At 67.2% G+C, this 15,614-nt stretch carries 16 protein-coding genes; 8 read left to right on the top strand and 8 right to left on the bottom strand.

Going from position 1 to position 15,614, the window contains the following annotated elements; translation table 11 throughout:
* Window positions 1–24: 24 nt before the first annotated feature.
* Genes tatC through lnt form a run of 3 tightly spaced genes read left to right on the top strand, consistent with a single transcriptional unit; the run spans window position 25 to window position 4,792 of the window.
* A complete protein-coding gene (tatC, locus tag FQ142_RS09190) occupies window positions 25–783 on the top strand; it encodes a twin-arginine translocase subunit TatC (protein ID WP_045255621.1) in 759 nt (252 codons plus the stop codon).
* On the top strand, window positions 780–3,257 hold the full coding sequence (locus tag FQ142_RS09185) for a DEAD/DEAH box helicase (protein ID WP_149423061.1): 2,478 nt from the start codon (window positions 780–782) through the stop codon (window positions 3,255–3,257). The genes tatC and FQ142_RS09185 overlap by 4 nt, the downstream gene beginning before the upstream one ends.
* Before the next feature lie 11 nt (window positions 3,258–3,268).
* Window positions 3,269–4,792, top strand: a complete 1,524-nt coding sequence (gene lnt / locus FQ142_RS09180; protein WP_149423060.1) for an apolipoprotein N-acyltransferase — start codon at window positions 3,269–3,271, stop codon at window positions 4,790–4,792.
* Here lnt and FQ142_RS09175 read toward each other — a convergent pair.
* The 4 genes from FQ142_RS09175 to FQ142_RS09160 form a co-directional block, all read right to left on the bottom strand.
* Window positions 4,789–5,172, bottom strand: coding sequence for an RNA polymerase-binding protein RbpA (locus FQ142_RS09175; RefSeq protein ID WP_056417426.1), 384 nt, complete (start codon window positions 5,170–5,172; stop codon window positions 4,789–4,791). The two genes, lnt and FQ142_RS09175, sit on opposite strands and share 4 nt — an antisense overlap.
* A 124-nt stretch (window positions 5,173–5,296) precedes the next feature.
* The gene (locus tag FQ142_RS09170) at window positions 5,297–6,070 is read right to left on the bottom strand and encodes a glycerophosphodiester phosphodiesterase family protein (protein ID WP_149423059.1); all 774 of its coding nucleotides are present in this window, start codon (window positions 6,068–6,070) and stop codon (window positions 5,297–5,299) included.
* Window positions 6,067–6,993 (bottom strand): SPFH domain-containing protein, encoded by a 927-nt coding sequence (locus FQ142_RS09165; RefSeq protein ID WP_045255134.1) that lies wholly within the window; start codon window positions 6,991–6,993, stop codon window positions 6,067–6,069. The genes FQ142_RS09170 and FQ142_RS09165 overlap by 4 nt, the downstream gene beginning before the upstream one ends.
* A gap of 9 nt (window positions 6,994–7,002) precedes the next feature.
* The gene (locus FQ142_RS09160) at window positions 7,003–7,476 is read right to left on the bottom strand and encodes an NfeD family protein (RefSeq protein ID WP_149423058.1); all 474 of its coding nucleotides are present in this window, start codon (window positions 7,474–7,476) and stop codon (window positions 7,003–7,005) included.
* A 121-nt stretch (window positions 7,477–7,597) separates the two neighbouring features.
* Between FQ142_RS09160 and FQ142_RS09155 the strand changes: the two genes are divergently transcribed.
* Complete coding sequence (locus FQ142_RS09155) at window positions 7,598–8,362, top strand: SDR family oxidoreductase (RefSeq protein WP_149423057.1); 765 nt, start codon at window positions 7,598–7,600, stop codon at window positions 8,360–8,362.
* 63 nt (window positions 8,363–8,425) lie between these two features.
* Here FQ142_RS09155 and FQ142_RS09150 read toward each other — a convergent pair whose 3' ends face one another.
* On the bottom strand, window positions 8,426–9,022 hold the full coding sequence (locus FQ142_RS09150; RefSeq protein WP_149423056.1) for an HdeD family acid-resistance protein: 597 nt from the start codon (window positions 9,020–9,022) through the stop codon (window positions 8,426–8,428).
* 174 nt (window positions 9,023–9,196) lie between these two features.
* Between FQ142_RS09150 and FQ142_RS09145 the strand changes: the two genes are divergently transcribed.
* The 3 genes from FQ142_RS09145 to FQ142_RS09135 are packed head-to-tail and all read left to right on the top strand — an operon-like array spanning window position 9,197 to window position 12,389.
* Window positions 9,197–9,595: a helix-turn-helix transcriptional regulator gene (locus FQ142_RS09145; RefSeq protein WP_149423498.1), complete on the top strand. Its 399-nt coding sequence runs from the start codon at window positions 9,197–9,199 to the stop codon at window positions 9,593–9,595.
* 4 nt (window positions 9,596–9,599) lie between these two features.
* The gene (locus tag FQ142_RS09140) at window positions 9,600–10,010 is read left to right on the top strand and encodes a VOC family protein (protein ID WP_149423055.1); all 411 of its coding nucleotides are present in this window, start codon (window positions 9,600–9,602) and stop codon (window positions 10,008–10,010) included.
* Between the two features lie 30 nt (window positions 10,011–10,040).
* The gene (locus tag FQ142_RS09135; RefSeq protein ID WP_149423054.1) at window positions 10,041–12,389 is read left to right on the top strand and encodes an ATP-binding cassette domain-containing protein; all 2,349 of its coding nucleotides are present in this window, start codon (window positions 10,041–10,043) and stop codon (window positions 12,387–12,389) included.
* 18 nt (window positions 12,390–12,407) lie between these two features.
* Here FQ142_RS09135 and FQ142_RS09130 read toward each other — a convergent pair whose 3' ends face one another.
* On the bottom strand, window positions 12,408–13,253 hold the full coding sequence (locus FQ142_RS09130; RefSeq protein WP_149423053.1) for a class I SAM-dependent methyltransferase: 846 nt from the start codon (window positions 13,251–13,253) through the stop codon (window positions 12,408–12,410).
* A gap of 152 nt (window positions 13,254–13,405) precedes the next feature.
* Window positions 13,406–13,903: a CGNR zinc finger domain-containing protein gene (locus FQ142_RS09125; protein ID WP_223145283.1), complete on the bottom strand. Its 498-nt coding sequence runs from the start codon at window positions 13,901–13,903 to the stop codon at window positions 13,406–13,408.
* An 88-nt stretch (window positions 13,904–13,991) separates the two neighbouring features.
* Here FQ142_RS09125 and FQ142_RS09120 point away from each other — a divergent pair, with 88 nt between their 5' ends.
* A complete protein-coding gene (locus FQ142_RS09120; RefSeq protein WP_149423051.1) occupies window positions 13,992–14,852 on the top strand; it encodes an alpha/beta fold hydrolase in 861 nt (286 codons plus the stop codon).
* Window positions 14,853–15,002: 150 nt separating this feature from the next.
* Here the strand turns inward: FQ142_RS09120 and FQ142_RS09115 are convergent, their stop codons facing one another.
* On the bottom strand, window positions 15,003–15,569 hold the full coding sequence (locus FQ142_RS09115; protein ID WP_149423050.1) for a GNAT family N-acetyltransferase: 567 nt from the start codon (window positions 15,567–15,569) through the stop codon (window positions 15,003–15,005).
* Window positions 15,570–15,614: the final 45 nt, after the last annotated feature.

Below are 15,614 nucleotides of genomic sequence, written 5' to 3'. Positions count from 1 at the left end.
GAGGCCCCCGGTCGCGACAGGCGGATGTCTCTCGGCGCGCATCTGGTCGAACTGCGTAAGAGACTGTTCATCGCGGCCGGCGCGCTCGTCGTCGGCATGATCGTCGCCTTCATCGTGACCGAGCCGATCATCGAGCTGCTCTCCGTGCCCATCCGGACCATCGCCGCCGAGGCGGGCCGGGAGTACACGGGACTGAACTTCACCACTGTGACGAGTGGCTTCGACCTTCGCATGCGCATCGCCTTCGCGATCGGTCTCCTGATCTCCGCGCCCGTCTGGCTGTGGCAGGTCTGGGCATTCGTGATGCCCGGCCTCACGAAGAAGGAGACCCAGTACACCTGGGGCTTTCTCGGAGCCGCCGTCCCGCTGTTCTTCGGCGGATGCACGGTCGCGTTCTTCGTGCTCCCGCACGTGATCGAGATCATGGCCGGCTTCGTGCCGAAGGGCATGGCCCAGTTCTTCGACTACGCGATCTACTACGACTTCGTCTTCAAGTTCCTGCTCGTGCTCGGCATCGCATTCGTCCTCCCCGTGTTCCTCGTCGCGCTCAACCTCGCCGGCATCGTGTCGGGCCGCGACATCCTCAAGGGCTGGCGTGTCGCGATCCTGGTCTGCACGGTGTTCGCCGCGGTGACCACGCCTCCCGCGGACGTGTTCTCGATGCTGCTGCTGATGGGGTCGATGATCGTGCTCTACTTCGCCGCGACGCTGATCTCGATGCTGTTCGATCGTCGCAAACGCAAGCGCGATGAGGCCGCAGGCATCACGCCCGTGACCGCATGAGCTCTCCGTCGGAGCGATACGCGGCCGCGCGGCAGGCCTCCGGTCACCCGGCGACGGTGGCGTTCGCCGCCCGGCAGCGGTTCGACCTGGACCCGTTCCAGATCGAGGGCTGTCATGCGCTCGAAGACGGCAGCAGTGTGCTCGTCGCCGCGCCGACGGGCGCCGGGAAGACGATCGTCGGCGAGTTCGCGATCCACCTCGCCATGCAGACGCCGCGCGACAAGGCGTTCTACACGACGCCGATGAAGGCGCTCTCGAATCAGAAGTTCCGCGAGCTCGTCGAGGTATACGGCGCCGACGACGTCGGTCTGCTCACCGGTGACACCAACATCAACGGCAACGCCCGGATCGTCGTGATGACGACCGAGGTCCTGCGCAACATGATCTACGCGGACTCCGCTGCGCTGCGCGACCTGCGCTACGTCGTCATGGACGAAGTCCACTACCTCGCCGACCGGTTCCGAGGGGCGGTGTGGGAGGAGGTGATCATCCATCTTCCGGCGCACGTGCGCCTCGTGTCCCTGAGCGCCACCGTCTCGAATGCCGAGGAGTTCGGCGACTGGCTCGACACCGTGCGCGGCGACACCGAGGTCGTGGTCTCCGAGATCCGCCCCGTGCCGTTGGAGCAGCACGTCCTCGTGCGCGACGACCTCCTGCCCCTGTTCGACGACCGCGCGGGCATCGCCACCGCGCAGGTGAACCAGGAGCTGATGCGCATCCGCTCGTTCACCGGTTCGAACTACGACAACAATCGCGACGCGCAGTCGTACCGCAGCAATCGGCACGCGGGTAGGCAGGCGCAGCGCCCTCCACGCGGCGGGCGCCGTCCCGTGCGTGCGGCGAACGTGCGACGCATCGAGCGGATGGATCGACCCGACGTCATCCGTCTGCTCGAGCGCTCCAACCTCCTCCCCGCGATCTTCTTCATCTTCAGCCGCGTCGGCTGCGATGCCGCCGTGCAGCAGGTGCGTCGATCGGGGGTGCGCCTGACGACCGCTGAGGAGCGCGTCGAGATCCGTGCCATCGTCGAAGAGCGCACACGGTCACTGCAGGACGAGGACCTCGGAGTGCTCGGGTACTGGGAGTGGCTGGACAACCTCGAACGCGGCGTCGCCTCGCATCATGCCGGTCTGCTCCCTGCCTTCAAGGAGGTCGTCGAAGACCTCTTCAAGCGCAAGCTCGTGAAGGTCGTCTTCGCGACGGAGACCCTCGCTCTCGGCATCAACATGCCGGCACGCACCGTCGTCCTCGAGAAGATGGAGAAGTTCAACGGCGAAGCGCGCGTGGCCATCACGTCGGGGGAGTACACGCAGCTGACCGGCCGCGCCGGCAGACGCGGCATCGATGTCGAAGGTCATGCGGTGGTGCAGTGGACCGAGGGGATGGATCCGCAGGCGGTCGCGGCGCTCGCCTCGCGCCGCACGTATCCGCTGAACTCCAGCTTCCGACCGACCTACAACATGGCCGTCAACCTGATCGACCTGTTCGGCAAGGTGCGCGCGCGCCAGATCCTGGAGTCCTCGTTCGCACAGTTCCAGGCCGATCGTGCGGTGGTCGGGCTCGCCCGACAGGTCCGTGAGGCCGAGGAGTCGCTCGAGGGATATCGGGCGGCGATGGTCTGCGACCACGGCGACTTCCTCGACTATGCGTCGATCCGCCGTGAGCTCAGCGACCTCGAGAAGAAGAACCGCCAGGACGCGAATGCGCCGCGGGCATCGCGCGACAAGCGCATGAAGCAGATCCAGAGCCTCCGGAACAGGATGCAGCGCCACGGCTGCCACCGGTGCCCCGATCGCGAAGCGCACGCGCGTTGGGCCGAGCGGTACTGGAAGCTCAAGCGGCAGACCGATCGCACGCGCCGCCAGATCGAGACGAGGACGGGCACGGTCGCGCGGGTCTTCGACCGCGTCGTCGAGGTCCTCGAGACCCTGGACTACCTCCAGCGCGACGAGGACGACGTGACGACGCTCACGGGTGCGGGACGCACGATGCGCCGCATCTACGGGGAGCGCGACCTGCTCGTGGCGGAGTCGCTCCGCCAAGGCCTGTGGAACACGCTGGATGCGCCGTCACTCGCCGCCATGGCCTGCTGTCTCGTGTACGAGCCGCGGCGCGACGAGGCCAACGCGGGGGAGCGGGACCTGCCCCGGGGGGCCTTCCGCACCGCGTACGAGAAGACCACCACGCTCTGGGCGGAACTCGACGACCTCGAGAAGGACCACCACCTCCCCGGATCCGAGCCTCTTGCTGCCGGGCTCGCCGGCGCGATGCACTCCTGGGCCCGCGGCGGGATGCTCGACCGCGTCCTCGTCGATGCGGACATGGCCGCCGGTGACTTCGTGCGCTGGGCCAAGCAGACCATCGATCTGCTCGACCAGCTCTCGATCGTGGCCGAGGACGGCGCGTTGGCGCGTACCGCTCGAACCGCGCTCGACGGCGTCCGCAGGGGCATCGTCGCGTACTCCTCGATGTGAGAACTGGATAGATGACCGATCTCCCCGCGCGACAGCGCCCGCTGCTGCCCCTGTCTCTCGCACTTCCCGCGGCCGCGGCAGCAGCGCTCCTGATGGATCTCTCGTATCCGGACGTCGCGGTGTGGGCACTCGCGTTCCCTGCCACTGCGCTGCTTCTCGTCGCCCTCATCGGTCGTCGGGCCGGGGGAGCGCTGCTCGTCGGCACCGTGTACGGCATCCTCTTCTTCGCCCTGCTCGTGTCATGGACCTCGCGCTACCTCGGTCCGATCCCGTGGGGTGCGCTGAGCGTGCTCGAGGGCATGCTGACCGCGCTGGCGCTCATCCTGATCACGCTGGCCTACCGCTGGATACCGCGGGTGTCATCCCACCCTGCGGTGCGGTTGCTGATGCTCCCCGCGGTCGTGGCGGCCCTGTGGGTGGGTCGTGAGCTGTTCGTCGGCACCTGGCCCTACGGTGGGTTCCCGTGGGCGCGTCTGGGGATGAGTCAGGCCGAGAGTCCGCTGGCGCCGGTCACATCGTGGGTCGGAGTGAGCGGTCTCAGCTTCCTGATGGTGTTCCTGGTCGCGGTGCTCATCGAGACCGTGCGCCTACGGGTGTGGAAGCGCCCGACCGCTCTCATCGCCCCGGTGATCGTGACGATCGTGCTGCTTCTCACCCCGCTCTTTCCGACCACGGACAGCGGGACGATGCGCATCGCCGCCGTGCAGGGGAACGGGCCCAGCGGGTACTTCGATCAGCGTGAGCCGTACTCGATCGTCCAGGCGCAGACGGATGCGACGGAACCCCTGTACGGCGAGGACGTCGATCTCCTGGTCTGGCCGGAGGGGTCGCTGGACCTCGATCCGTTCCGCTCCGACACGCTCGCGCGGCGGATGTCCCTCGTCGCCACACGGATCGGCGCCCCGCTGCTCGCCAACGCCCCCACCGAGCGGAAGGGCCTGTACTACAACACCTCGATGCTGTGGCAGCAGGACGGCACCGCCGAGCAGATCCACGACAAGCGCCACCCGGTGCCCTTCGGCGAGTATGTGCCGGACCGTCCGGTCTTCAACGCCCTCGCCCCCGATCTGATCGGTCTGATCCAACGGGACTACACGCCGGGATCCAACTCTCCGGTGATCGACGTCGACGGCGTGGCCGTCGGCCTCGCGATCTGCTTCGACGTCATCTACGACGACGTGATCTACGACGGCCTCGCGCAGGGTGCCGAAGTACTGGTCCTGCAGACGAACAACGCGGACTTCCGCGGTACGGACGAGAATCTTCAACAGCTGGCGTTCGCGCGCATGCGTGCGATGGAGACGGGGCGCAGCGTCGTGAACATCTCGACGGTGGGCACCAGTCAGGTGATCCGCCCGGACGGATCGACGGTATCGAGCCTGGATGCAGGAAAGGCCGGAGCGCTGCTCGAGGATGTCGAGCTGCGTTCCGGCCTGACGGCTGGCGTGGTCCTGGGACCGTGGATCCAGCAGCTGCTGCTGTGGGGCGGGATCGGCGCGCTGCTGTTCGGGTGGCTGCGCGCCCGGCGCCCCTAGGCGCCGATCTTCTCGCGGGTCGGGTCTTCTCCGGCGCCGCGGCGGGCGCGGATGAAGGCGAGGCGCTCCTCGAGGAGCTCCTCGAGCTCGGCCCGGCTGCGACGCTCCAGCAGCATGTCCCAGTGCGTGCGCGCGGCCTTCTCGTCGGTGGCGTCGAGCGTGACGGCCTTGCCGTCGATGCTCAGGCGTGCCTCTGCTCCACAGGCGCGGCACTCCCAGGTCTGCGGCGGCTCCGCGTCCGCCGAGAACATGAGGTTCGTGACATGGGCGCAGGTGTCACAGATGTAGGTGGTTTCACGGCGCTCCATGAAGACGACGCCCTCTTCGCTCTGTAGGCTCTGGGCGCCGAGTCGGATGCCGCGTAGGCTGCGATCTGCCATTGTGTGGTCCTCTCGTCGTGTCAGGTATAACGCTCCAGCCTGTGCGCTTCATCCACAGGAGCGGGTTCTCGGGGCTATTCACAGCGGAGTCCCAGCGCCGAAGGCGGGCCACGGCGTGGCGCGCTCAGCCGCCGATGAGGTCGAGCGCGACGTCTGCGCGATCCGAGACGAGGCCGTCCACCCCCGCGTCGAGAAGCCGTCGCATGTCGGCCGGATCGTTCACCGTCCAGACGTGGACCTCGACACCGTGCCGCCGCGCGGCACGCAGCAGGGCGGGGGTGAGGATGCGAAGACCCCGGTGGCGTTCGGGGATCTGCAGGGCATCGATGTCGCGAAGCACCCGCGCGGGCGAGAGGCGGAGCGCCGAGAGCATCCGCACCGCGGCGATCACGCCGCTGCCCGCGGACGTCGCGGGGCGCAGGCCGGCACCTGCCCGAAGCACAGCGGCGACCGTCGCTCGTCGACGCGCATCCGAGAAGCTCGTCACGAGCACGCGGTGCGTGTGGTTCATCAGGATCGGCCCCAGAGCGACCACCGCGGCGTCGGTCTTGACGTCGATGTTGAAACGGGTGGTGGGAAAGGAATCCAGGGCGTCCGCCACGGTGAGCAGCCCGCCGTGCTCCGCGAGGATGCGCGCCAGTTCCCGCGTCCGCACGTCACTCACCGCACGAGGGTCGCCGGCGAGTCGGAGCAGGGTCGCATCGTGGAAGAGCACGACATCGCCGTCGGAGGTGACCTGACAGTCGGTCTCGATGTACTCCGCTCCTGCGGCATGTGCCGCGGCGAAGGCGGCCGCGGAGTTGTCCCACACACCGGAGTCCTCGCCCGCCGCGGTGATCAGACCGCGGTGGGCGAGGACTCGGGGGTGTCGCGCCTTCTCGAAGTACGGGTGCGTCACGCGCCCGGGTAGTTCGTCGGCGGCTGGCCGGGCTTGGGGGTGAATGCACTTCCGATACCCTTGAGCGCCTCGGTGAGCTCGCTCGGGATGATCCAGAGCTTGTTCGACTGACCCTCGCTGATCTTCGGCAGCATCTGCAGGTACTGGTAGGCGAGGAGCTTGTCGTCGGGCTCGCCCTGGTGGATGGCCGTGAAGACGTTCTGGATGGCCTCCGCCTCGCCCTGCGCACGCAGAACGGCGGCCTGCTTGTCGCCCTCGGCGCGCAGGATCTCGGCCTGACGTGCACCCTCGGCTTCGAGGATCGCGGACTGCTTCGTGCCCTCCGCCGTGAGGATCGCGGCACGGCGGTCACGCTCTGCACGCATCTGCTTCTCCATGGAATCCTGGATGGACAACGGCGGGTCGATCGCCTTGAGCTCGACACGGCCGACGCGGATGCCCCACTTGCCGGTCGCCTCGTCGAGCACGACACGGAGCTGGCCGTTGATGTTGTCTCGGCTGGTCAGAGCCTCTTCGAGGTTGAGGCCACCCACGACGTTTCGGAGGGTGGTCGTCGTCAGCTGCTCGACGGCACCGAGGTAGTTGGCGATCTCGTATGTGGCCGCGCGGGCGTCGGTCACCTGGAAGTAGACCACGGTGTCGATCGAGACGACGAGGTTGTCCTCGGTGATGACCGGCTGAGGCGGGAACGAGACGACCTGCTCGCGCATGTCGATCAGAGGACGCAGGCGATCGATGAACGGCACCAGGATGTTGAGTCCCGGCATGAGTGTCTTGTGATAGCGGCCGAGGCGCTCCACCACACCGGCCGTGGCCTGAGGGATGATGCGGATGGATCGGGCCAGCGTGACCAGCACGAAGATGATCACTGCGATGACGAAGACCCACAGGATCGCGGTGGGGATGAACGAGGCGTCGTTCACGGGGTACTCCTACTCGTTGACGGGGCGGACGGTCGCGGTCGCCCCGTTGATCGCGATGACGGCGATCGGGGAACCCTGCGGGATGGGGACGGGGGTGGCGGCGCGTGCGGTCCATGTGTCGCCGTTGCTGAGCTTGACCTGCCCGGAGATCTGAGTGATGTCGTGCAGCGCGAAGCCGCGGAGGTCCAGCAGGGCGTCGACGTTCGATTTCGTCGGATCCTCACCGCGCCGCAGCCGCTTCAGAAGCGGTGGACGGAGAAGAAGGATGAACAGTGCCGCCGCTCCGGCGGCGATGATCGCCTGTGCCCAGATCGGCAGTCCGACGAGGTCGGTCACCAGTCCGATGGCGGCGCCGAAGCTCAGCATCAGGAAGGTGAAGTCGAGCGTCAGCATCTCGATCACCAGGAAGACGGCGATGAGGATCAGCCAGCCGATCCACGCCCATTGGTCGATGAACTCGACGGATGTCGCGAAGTTGTCCATTCGGCCTCCTTTGGCGTCAACCTATCATGCGGGTGCGACGCCGACGGGGGCCTCGCGGGCGGTCTTGGTAGTCTGGGAAGGCCGCGTGATCGCGGCGTTTCGCGCATCAAGAGGAGTCACAGTGACCGACGTTCTTCCCGCAGGTTCCCTCGACGGCAAGGTCGCGCTCGTCACGGGCTCGTCCCGCGGCATCGGCGCCGACACCGTTCGGTATCTGGCAGAGGCCGGTGCGGACGTCGTCATCAATTTCCGCAATAAGGCGCCTCGGGCGGAGAAGCTCGCCACCGAACTGCGTGCCCTCGGTCGCCGCGTGCTCGTCGTGGGCGCCGACCTCACGGACCCGTCGTCGGTCGCCGAGATGTTCGACGCCGTCACCGCAGAATTCGGCCGCCTCGACGTGCTGGTGCTCAATGCGTCGGGCGGCATGGAGTCGGGAATGGCAGCCGACTACGCTCTCACCCTGAACCGCGACGCCCAGCTGAGCGTTCTCGACGCGGCGACCCCGTTGCTGGGCGACGGCGCACGCGTGGTGTTCGTCACCAGCCACCAGGCGCACTTCATCCGCACGACGCCCACGATGCCGGAGTACGAGCCCGTCGCTCTCTCCAAGCGTGCGGGAGAGGACGCCCTGCGGGAGCGCATCCCCGCACTCGCAGAGAAGGGTGTGGGCTTCACCGTCGTGTCCGGGGACATGATCGAGGGCACCATCACCGCGACGCTGCTGGAGCGGGCCAACCCCGGCGCGATCGCCGAGCGCCGTGAATCGGCCGGCAAGCTGTACAACGTGTCGGAGTTCGCGGCCGAGGTTGCTCGCGCTGCGATCGACGCCGTGCCCTCGGACAACACCCGTCTCGTCGGAGATGTGAGCGCCTTCGCCTCCGAGTGAGCCGAGGACCACGATGAGGGCCCCGTCCGTATCGGGCGGGGCTCTCATCGTGCAGGGGAGAGGTCAGCTCGCGGTGTCGCTCCGGGCAGCCGCGACGTTCTTCGCATCCTTCCCGAGCGTGATCGCGCGGACGATCTGCACGAGACCGAGTGCGACGAGCGAGACCCCCAGCACCAGCCAGAGCACGGCTGCGGCGTAGAGCGGCGAGAAGAGCACCACGATTCCGGCGACGATGCTGAGCAGCGCATAGAGCAGCGTCCATACGCGCGAGCCGTCCTGTCCGAGCAACGACAGCGCGACCACACCGTCGACGATCCAGCTGATGCCGATGAAGATCACCACGACGAGCGCGAGGGTCGCGGCGGCCACACCGAGGTTCGCGAAGGCGATCACGCCCGCCACGATGTAGATCAGGCCGAGCACGATGTGGCCGATCCGGGCCCAGCCGCCCTCGATGCGAGAGAAGACGGCCAGACCGATGTAGACGAGACCGGCGACGACGAGATACGACGCGAAGATGCCGGTGACGATGACGGCGGACTTGACGGGCCATACCAGCAGCACGATGCCGGCCAGGAGGGCGATCACGCCCGAGACCGCGAGGACGATGCGGATGGACTTGACGAGGGAACCGGCTCCTGCGGCGAGCGGATCGGTCATGGGGGATCCTTTCTGAGAATTGCCAGTGCGCGATGGTCACAGGGTATCCCTGTAGAGGACCCCATGGGGGTCGAGTGACTCGCGACGACGCGGGACGTCGTGTCCCGACATGTCGCGTGACAGTATCTATTCGTGAGCGCCGACGACGATGCACGACTCCGCGAACTCGTCGTCATGCGTCGGGTCCGGGATCGCATCGATCGCGAGTACGCGCTGCCCCTCGACGTCGAGGCGCTGGCGAGAGGCGTGCACATGTCGGCGGGCCATCTCAGCCGCCGCTTCAAGGAGACGTACGGCGAATCACCGTACTCGTATCTGATGACGCGGCGGATCGAGCGCGCCATGGCGCTGCTCAGACGCGGCGACCTCTCGGTGACCGAGGTCTGCGTCGCGGTGGGGAGCTCGTCGCTGGGAACATTCAGCACCAGATTCACCGAGCTGGTCGGTGTCTCACCCCGGGTGTACCGTGAACGCGCCGCCACTCTCGACGGCATCCCGACCGTCCATGCCAAGCACGTCATCAGACCGATCAGGAATCAAGAAGCACCGCGCCCGGAGACCCACCTAACCTGAGCCCATGAACATCAGCATCCACTACGCGTTCCTTCCGCATACTGATGCCGAGGCAGCCCTCGGCTTCTACCGCGACGCCCTCGGATTCGAGGTGCGCAATGACGTCGGCTACGACGGCCTGCGCTGGCTGACCGTCGGCCCGGAGGGGCAGCCCGAGACGTCGATCGTGCTGCATCCGCCCGCCACCGACCCCGGGATCACCGAGGGCGAACGACGGACCATCCTCGAACTGATCGCGAAGGGCAGCTACGGCGCGCTGACCCTCGCGAGCGACGACCTCGAAGCCCTGTTCGACCGCCTCGTCGCTCACGGGGCCGACGTCGTGCAGGAGCCGCTCGACCAGCCATACGGTGTGCGGGACTGCGCGTTCCGCGATCCGGCGGGCAATCTTCTCCGTATCAACCAGGCCGGCTGACCCGACCACCGACCCCACCCGAGGACGATCATGACCCATGCCGCAGACGGCCACGACCTGATCCGCGTTCAGGGAGCGCGCGAGAACAATCTCAAAGACGTCAGCGTCGAGATCCCGAAGCGCCGCCTCACCGTGTTCACCGGGGTCTCCGGGTCGGGCAAGAGTTCCCTCGTCTTCGACACCATCGCGGCGGAGTCGAGACGGATGATCGACGAGACGTACAGCGCGTTCGTGCAGGGGTTCATGCCCTCGGTGCCCCGACCGGACGTCGACGTCCTCGAAGGGCTCACGACCTCCATCATCGTCGATCAGGAACGGCTCGGCGCGAACCCGCGCTCGACCGTGGGCACGGTCACCGATGCGAACGCGATGCTGCGGATCCTCTTCAGCAAGCTCGGCCGGCCGTACATCGGAGGACCGACCGCATTCTCCTTCAACATCCCGACGCAGAAGGCCAGTGGCGTCATGACAGGCCCGAGCGGAGAGAAGAAGATCGTCAAGGACGCGATCTACCTCGGCGGCATGTGTCCTCGGTGCGAGGGCAGGGGAGCGGTGTCCGACCTCGACCTCGCACAGATCATCGACGAATCGAAGTCGCTCGACGGCGGCGCCATCATGGTTCCCGGCTACACGGCCGACGGATGGATGGTGAAGGGCTTCTCCGGTTCGGGGTTCTACCCGCCAGACATGCCGATCGCCGAGTTCACCGACAAGCAGAAACACCTGCTGCTCTACGGCGCGGTCACGAAGGTCAAGATCTCGGGCATCAACATGACGTACGAAGGGCTGATCCCGAAGATCACCAAGTCGATGCTCTCGAAGGACCTCGATGCGCTGCAACCGCACATCCGTGCGTTCGTCCAACGCGTCGCGACCTTCGCCACCTGCCCCGAGTGCGAGGGCACCCGCCTCACCGAAGGCGCGCGATCCTCGAAGATCGAGGGCATCAGCATCGCGGACGCCTGTCGGATGCAGGTGACCGATCTCGCCGCATGGGTGCGGAACCTGGAGCTGCCCGAAGCCGCACCGCTCCTCGAGGCTCTGCGCGCGAACCTCGAGGCCTTCGTGACGCTCGGGCTCGGGTATCTGAGTCTGGATCGTCCCTCGGGGACGCTGTCCGGGGGAGAGGCGCAGCGCATCAAGATGCTCCGTCACCTCGGCTCCTCTCTCACCGATGTCACCTATGTCTTCGACGAGCCGACCATCGGACTGCATCCGCACGACATCGAGCGCATGAACTCCCTGCTGCTGCGCCTGCGCGACAAGGGCAACACGGTCCTCGTCGTCGAGCACAAACCGGAGACCATCGCGATCGGCGACCACGTGGTCGATCTCGGACCGGGTGCGGGCAGCGCCGGTGGCGAGATCTGCTTCCAAGGCACGGTCGAGGGGCTCAGATCGAGCGGGACACGCACCGGGATCCATCTGGACGACCGCTCCACGCTCAAGACGTCGGTCCGCGACGCCACGGGAACCATCGAGGTGCGGGGGGCGACGGCCAACAACCTCCAGGACGTCGATGTCGACATCCCCACCGGCATCCTCACGGTCGTCACCGGCGTGGCGGGCTCTGGAAAGAGCTCGTTGATCCACGGCTCGGTCTCGAGACGCGACGGCGTCGTCTCGATCGATCAGAGTGCGATCAAGGGGTCTCGACGCAGCAACCCGGCCACCTATACGGGGTTGCTCGAGCCGATCCGCAAGGCATTCGCGAAGGCCAACGGAGTGAAGCCCGCACTGTTCAGCGCGAATTCCGAAGGCGCGTGTCCGACCTGCAAGGGAGCCGGGGTGATCATCACCGAACTCGGGTTCATGGACACGATCGAGACGCCGTGCGAGGACTGTGGCGGCAAACGTTTCCAGGCGTCGGTCCTGGAGTACACCCTGGCGGGGAAGGACATCACCGAAGTGCTGGACCTCCCGGTGTCCGAGGCCAAGGCATTCTTCTCCGACGGGGAAGCGAGGATTCCCGCCGCTGTGGCGATCCTCGGCCGACTCGACGACGTCGGGCTCGGCTACCTGTCGCTCGGACAGCCGTTGTCGACCCTGTCGGGAGGCGAGCGTCAGCGCATCAAGCTGGCCATCCAGATGGGGGAGAAGGGTGACACCTACGTGCTCGACGAGCCGACCACCGGGCTGCACCTGGCCGACGTCCGCAACATCCTCGGACTCCTCGATCGTCTCGTGGAGTCGGGGAAGACGGTGATCGTGATCGAGCACCACCAGGCGGTGATGGCGCACGCCGACTGGATCATCGACATCGGTCCCGGTGCAGGGCACGACGGCGGACGCGTGGTGTTCGAAGGCCGTCCGGAAGACCTGGTGGCGTCGAGATCCACACTGACCGGCGAACATCTGGCCGCATACGTCGGGCGGTGAGGGCTCTGCGGTCCGGGGTCAGTCCTTGCGAGCGACGATCGTGAAAGTGCACGGGATCAGGTCGCGCTCGGCCTCCGGCCAGGCGTAGCCCCGCGGAACCTCCACCATGCGCGGGCTGAAACGCCAGGGGAGCGTGCGGCCCTCGTCGAAGTGCAGAAGGCGAAGGCCTGCCCGGAGGAGTGCTCCGAGTATCTCCGACAGCGGGTGCGGCCACTCATAGGTACGTGGATGAGCGACTCTGCCGTCGCCGGCATACGTGGACTCATCGTCCCACTGCTGGGCGCGCCCGTCGCCGAAGTAGGCGTAGCGCGTGGTCATCTCCGGCGCGTCCTCGTCCAGCGCCAGCAGCGCCGGGTGCCCGTCGCGAATGAAGAACGTCCCGCCGGGGCGCAGCAGCGCGACGATCTGCGCCGCCCAGCGATCGAGATCCTGCAGCCAGCAGATCGTTCCGATGCTCGTGTAGACCACATCGAAGTCACCCGGTACCGCGTTGCGCGCCTCGAGGACATCAGTCCGGACCCAGGTCGCCGCGACTCCGGTGCGTTCGGCGAGAGCGGCTGCCGCTCGCAACGCGGGCTCGGAGAAATCCACGCCGGTCACGTGAGCACCGGCACGAGCCAGCGAGATCGTGTCGGTGCCGATGTGACACTGCAGATGGCAGACGTCGAGACCTGACAGGCTTCCGCCCGGTACGAAACGACCGAGCACCGGCAGGTCGTCACTCACGACATCGCTGAGATGGTTCGGATCGTCGAAACCATCCAGCCCGTATGCCGCTTCGTGCAGCGGCACACGATCATCCCAGTTCTGCAGATTCGCCGTGCGTGCGGCTTCCCAGTCGATCTCGACGTTCTGTGCGTTCACGCATCGAGCCTATCGACAGCCTCGATCGACGTGATCGCGATAGAGCCGATAATGCACATTATGTCAGATAGAGAACTGCTCGCCCCCTTCAGGGCCGATGGTGGCGGGGAAGATCACACGGTGCCGATGCCTGCTCTCGTGTGCAGCATCGGTCAACTCTTGGCGCGGCGTGCGTGCGTGCGCGCCTTCATCCGGTTGCCGCAGACCGCCATGGAGCACCATTTTGCGGTGCCGGGGCGACTGTGATCGACCAGGAAACGGGTGCACTCTTCATTCGCGCATGCTCGGAGGCGATCGGGGAACTCCGTGATCACCATCGACCAGGCCAGCACGGCCTCGACGGCGAGGCGGTGGTCGTCGGGAACGCGAAGGTCCCAGGCCACCCCGTTCGGGGTCATGCGCGGCGTCCGCACGGCCTCGTCGAGGATGTCGGTCAGCTCGCCGACGGCGGCTCCCTCGTCTTCGCGCACCATCGTCTGCAATGCCTGACGCGCGCGCCTCAGGCGTACCAGCTCACTCGCCGATCCCGTTCCGCCCCAGGCGCGCGCCAGGTCTCGCCCGGCCGCCCCCTCGAGGCCGTCGGTCGGCCTTCCCTCGATCATGGGCGCGCTGTTCAAAAGGCTCAGCAGCAGCTCCTCGTCGCTCAGCACTTCTCCCCCGCTCTCCCGCGCCCTCTGGCGCGATGGATCCATGCCAGCGTCTGTCTAACCAGTAAAACAACTTAAAGAGGTTAGAACCATGGTCACCGTCCACCACCGCACCGTCTCCGTCGACGGACTCGACGTCTTCTACCGTGAAGCCGGCCCTGACGACGCCCCCGTACTCCTGCTCCTGCACGGGTATCCGACCAGCTCCCACATGTTCCGGCACCTCATCCCCGCGCTGGCCGATCGTTACCGCGTCATCGCTCCGGACCACATCGGCTTCGGTCGTTCCTCCGCCCCCTCTGTCGACGACTTCGAGTACACCTTCGCGGCCCTCGCACAGGTGACCGGCGGATTCCTCGCGACCATCGGCGTGACGCAGTACACGATCTACGTCCAGGACTACGGCGCCCCGATCGGCTGGCGCCTGGCGCTCGCCGACCCCGCTGCCGTCGTCGGGGTCATCTCCCAGAACGGCAACGCGTACGAAGAGGGCTTCGTGCCCGGCTTCTGGAACCCGATCTGGACCGACGGCGCCGAACGGACCGCCGCGACGCGCGACGCGCTGCGTCCCGCCCTCGGCCGGGACGCCGTCGAATGGCAGTACACGCACGGCGTCCCGGACCCGACCACCGTGGACCCCGACGCCTGGGAGCACGACCTCGCGCTCCTCGCCCGCGACGGACAGGACGACGTGCAGCTGGCGCTCTTCCGCGACTACACCACCAACCGGGACCTCTATCCCGAGGTGCACGCCTGGCTCCGCACCTCACAGGTGCCGGTGCTCGCGATCTGGGGGCGCAACGACGAGATCTTCGCCGCCGCCGGCGCCACGGCATTCCTCCGCGACGCTCCGCACGCTCGTGTCGAGCTCATCGACGGCGGACACTTCCTCCTCGAATCCGACCTCGACCGCGTCGCCGGGACGATCAGGAGCTGGCTTCAGAACGACTGACCCGAACGCGCTCGTCGGCGGGATCCGAGCACCCCGGTGCTCCCCCCGAGCGACCTGGTCGCCGGACGTGAGATCGAGCGGCCCCGTCCGGCCACCAGGGAGTCCTCATCGCCTGCCGCAGCGACGGCCGAGCACGACGCGTCCTGTCGGTCACCAGGGTGTGCCGTTGAGATCGATGTCTCCGAGCGGCCATCGAGGCGCCTCCCCGCGGGGGTCCGCCATGGCGGCGAAGACGAGGATCGGCCCGCCGGACGACGTCACGATCTCCGTCGCGTCGACCGTCGACACGTGACGCTCCACCGCGTTCACCCGCGACCAGCCGGTGCGCTCGTAGAACGCAACGACCTCGTCGCGGCACCCGAGATAGCCGAACTCGACCCGCTCGTCGCCACGCATCGCCTGCTGGGCGTGAGACATCACTCGACGGCCGACACCGCCGGAGCGCCAGTCGGGATGCACCAGGACTCCCCCGGTTCCCGCGACCCGGACCTCGGCCCGGCCGACCCGGATGACGCGACGCTGGAATCCGACGTGCGCGACCGCAATGCTCCCGCAGAAGATCGTCGTGTGCACGTCCGCCGGGGAATACCCGTACGGACGGTCAGGATTCCACTCTCCGTGCGTCGCGCGATACTCGCTGTCGAACAGCTCGCGCAGCGCCGCAACGTGCGATTCGGACAGAGCGGAATGCTCGACGACGGCGACGCGCTCACTCATGCGATCCTGCGCTCTCGGAGGTGGGGAGAGGTCACGCCTCTACCC

The organism is Microbacterium sp. ANT_H45B (assembly GCF_008369345.1).
In the GTDB taxonomy this organism is placed as follows: domain Bacteria; phylum Actinomycetota; class Actinomycetes; order Actinomycetales; family Microbacteriaceae; genus Microbacterium.
This window is presented reverse-complemented; position numbering and strand designations above follow the sequence as displayed.